Origin of the sequence: Arcticibacter eurypsychrophilus (genome assembly GCF_001730525.1) — a bacterium.
In the GTDB taxonomy this organism is placed as follows: Bacteria; Bacteroidota; Bacteroidia; order Sphingobacteriales; family Sphingobacteriaceae; genus Arcticibacter; species Arcticibacter eurypsychrophilus.
On record NZ_MDFN01000090.1, the window covers coordinates 1 to 229 of the forward strand.

1 pseudogene is annotated in these 229 nt (G+C 49.3%); it reads right to left on the reverse strand.

Annotated elements, in window-relative coordinates:
* Positions 1-229: pseudogene (locus BFL47_RS19095) on the reverse strand (hypothetical protein); the annotation flags it as partial.

Genomic DNA, 229 nt, shown 5'->3' on the forward strand with positions numbered 1-229 from the left:
CGAACCCGGTATTTCAGCTTTCCTGCGGATAGCCCTTTAGGCCTTTTGATGCCGCTTTGGGTATTTAAACTCCCCAGTTTAACACGTACACGACCATCCAGGTCCTGCTCCACCTGATGACTCATCTGAAGCACTTCAGACAGCTTGCTGTCCGCATTAAACTCCATGCCGTTTAAATGACTCAGGTCTGCATCATGCAGATCGCGTTCCCCAACACTTCCACTAAAAC